Source organism: Leuconostoc litchii, from assembly GCF_008107645.1.
GTDB lineage: Bacteria > Bacillota > Bacilli > Lactobacillales > Lactobacillaceae > Leuconostoc > Leuconostoc litchii.
The window spans coordinates 1-2,760 of sequence record NZ_SDGY01000011.1 but is presented as its reverse complement, the minus strand read 5'-3'; the positions used below and the strand labels follow the sequence as shown (position 1 = coordinate 2,760).

Below are 2,760 nucleotides of genomic sequence, written 5' to 3'. Positions count from 1 at the left end.
CAACTATATTATCTTACCACATTGTTAGTGTAAAAAAAAGAAAGAAATATTTAATTATTTTATACTTTTTTTCTTATTTTTTCCAGTGCTAATTTCATAACTTAATGGCGTATTCAAATTACCTAAAATAAAGACACAATTAGAGATACAAAAAGGAAGCCTCACACTAAAAAGACTTCCCACGTAAAGTTAGTTAAGACGGCTATTTTTAATCTTAACTATAATAAAATTATAGAAAATAAACATAATAATATATTAACCAAGAATTTCAACTTTAGCATAGTACCAGTAAGATACTTCTTTAAAAATCAGATTTTGTTTTTAGAAAAACAATGAAAACTTGTTGACATAACAAGGTACAAATGCTTGATTGAGAGTGAGGGAGTTTTGAACTGAAGTTAGTTTTCCCCTTGTTTTGGGAAGAAGAAAACTTTAATTTATACAAACACTTGACCGATCGTTCAGTCGTCCGTCACATTATCCATACAAGCTTTGGTTTTACCCACCTGTTTTAATTAATTACTTTATTCATTAAACCAATAAAAAAACGCCCTTATTGGCGCTGTATCACTATATTTATTATCTTTTTTCGCGATACAGCTTAAATACAAGCCCTGTGTCCGTAGACACCGTTTTACCTGCCGAGCCGTTTGTGGTCGCTCTCACCCTACTACACGCCCAGTATGGATTGTTTGTGTAGCACCCAAATATTTTTGTACAGTAGTGTCTGGGAAAATGGCACTTGTCTATTTTTTCGTATACCATATACAGCGATTTGGCTCTTCCGAGTTACTCTAAGTAACTTCCCCCTACACGTCATATATGCCACACCCCTTAAAGTGTTTGGCTTCACTGTCGTCGAAATCACCCACATTTACAACATAAAGGTTATGTTATATAATATAGTTACACATTCTCATACAGATAAGAATCATGTAGCTATCAAGGACGGCAATCCTTGGTGGCTTTTCTTTTTGTAATAAATTAATTATTTTAATTTATGTTTATGCACATAATATAACGCATTGACTACTACTATGTCAATTTTTTATAAAAAATTCATGAAATTAAATTAATTATAAATTCATAAAGTTATACTTTTATACTTTTATATTTTGCTAAATTTATATTTTTATGATAATATAAATTTATAAATCAAAAAAAATGCTTATACATCAGTTAATAACGCGTGCTAAGTATAAAAGTATAAATTCATAAAGTTATACTTTTATACTTTTATAAAGTTATAAAACCATAATTTTATATTTTTATAAAGGAGTTAAGAATGACTAAAGTTATCACAACTGGAAATTTCAAAGGTGGCGTAGGTAAGACGACAAATTCTGTAATGCTTTCTTATACATTGTCTAAAATAGACAAAAAAGTATTATTAATCGATTTAGATCCTCAAGCTAATGCCACGGATTTATTGCTAACAACAATGACTAATATTTATAAAAAGAAACCTGAATTTAAAGAAACATTGTTTGAAGCCATCAAAAATAATAATCCAAAAGAAGCGTTAATAAATGTAAAAGATAATCTAGATTTGTTACCATCCTACTCCGATTTACAAAACTATGAACGTTATCTTTATGATAACTTTTCTGATGATTACTCACAGGATCATCATTTAACCAACTTTATCAGTGAAATTAAAAATGAATACGACTTTGTATTTTTAGATATTCCACCACAACTAAACAAATTTACAGACAATGCACTGGTAGCCAGTGATTTTGTCATCGTTATACTACAAACACAGGAACGAGCCTTAAAAGGTGCTGAAAAGTACATAGAGCACTTATTAGAGTTGCAAGATGACTATGGTCTGAACATAGATCTTTTAGGCATACTTCCTGTGCTACAACAAAATGGATCAGAAATTGATCTTGATATCCTACAAGATGCGACAGAAAGCTTTGGTAATAACAATATTTTCAAAACTCATATTAAACAGATGAACAGATTAAAAAGGTTTGATAGAACTGGAATCACCGATAATACTAAAGATATTCATGACAAACGTATACATACACTATACGGCGATCTCATCAAAGAAACACTTGAACGCATAACTATATTTGAACAAAATTAAGGAGCATTGATAATGGCTGATAATATTGGATTAAATTCATTCCGAAAAAAGAAAACAGAACGCCCTGAGAACATTACACCAGAATTATCAGAAGATACTAACCGTACCATGCCAGAGGACTTACTAAAGCTACCACATAGTAGACTTACAGGTAAGGACTTACCAAAATCGATTAGACTTCCACTGAACACACACACAGCTATAAGCACCATGGCCACATTACAAAGTAAAAAAATTTACGAAGTAATTAATGACATTGTAGAAGAATATATCAGTAATTTACCGGTAAGTGAAAAAAAAATCATTCGATCAAGTATTGAAACCGTAAACAATAATCATTAATAAAATTTGTATATATTGTGCAAACGAAAAATAAGTGTTGAAAACATTTAAAAGCCATTCAAATCATTACAGAAATAGATTCTTAATTATTTTTAGTATTTATAATAGGCGAACTTTTTATTTCGAGAGAACCGCACTAAATTTATTTAAAAACAACTTACTATTAAGACTATTTCTATATCAATTGTTATTGTTTCGATTTTACTAATTCTATCAATGAACTAATCAATAGAAAAACATTCAATTGAGTTTCTAAAACCCTCATAAAAAATTATGATCATTTCAGTTAAACATTATAAAAACTAAAACAGCGCAAAATA

Annotated in this window: 2 protein-coding genes; both read left to right on the top strand. The window is 29.5% G+C overall.

Features of this window, described 5'->3' with window-relative positions:
- Positions 1-1,285: 1,285 nt before the first annotated feature.
- The gene (locus ESZ47_RS09220) at positions 1,286-2,098 is read left to right on the top strand and encodes a ParA family protein (protein WP_148606694.1); all 813 of its coding nucleotides are present in this window, start codon (positions 1,286-1,288) and stop codon (positions 2,096-2,098) included.
- Positions 2,099-2,110: 12 nt separating this feature from the next.
- Positions 2,111-2,440 carry a hypothetical protein gene (locus ESZ47_RS09215; protein WP_148606693.1) on the top strand — a complete coding sequence of 110 codons (330 nt, stop codon included), beginning with the start codon at positions 2,111-2,113 and terminating at the stop codon, positions 2,438-2,440.
- Positions 2,441-2,760: the final 320 nt, after the last annotated feature.

Excerpts from the sequence above, each read along its gene's own strand:
- ESZ47_RS09215 (WP_148606693.1), top strand. The coding sequence starts at position 2,111 with ATGGCTGATAATATTGGATTAAATTCATTCCGAAAAAAGAAAACAGAA.
- ESZ47_RS09220 (WP_148606694.1), top strand. The coding sequence starts at position 1,286 with ATGACTAAAGTTATCACAACTGGAAATTTCAAAGGTGGCGTAGGTAAG.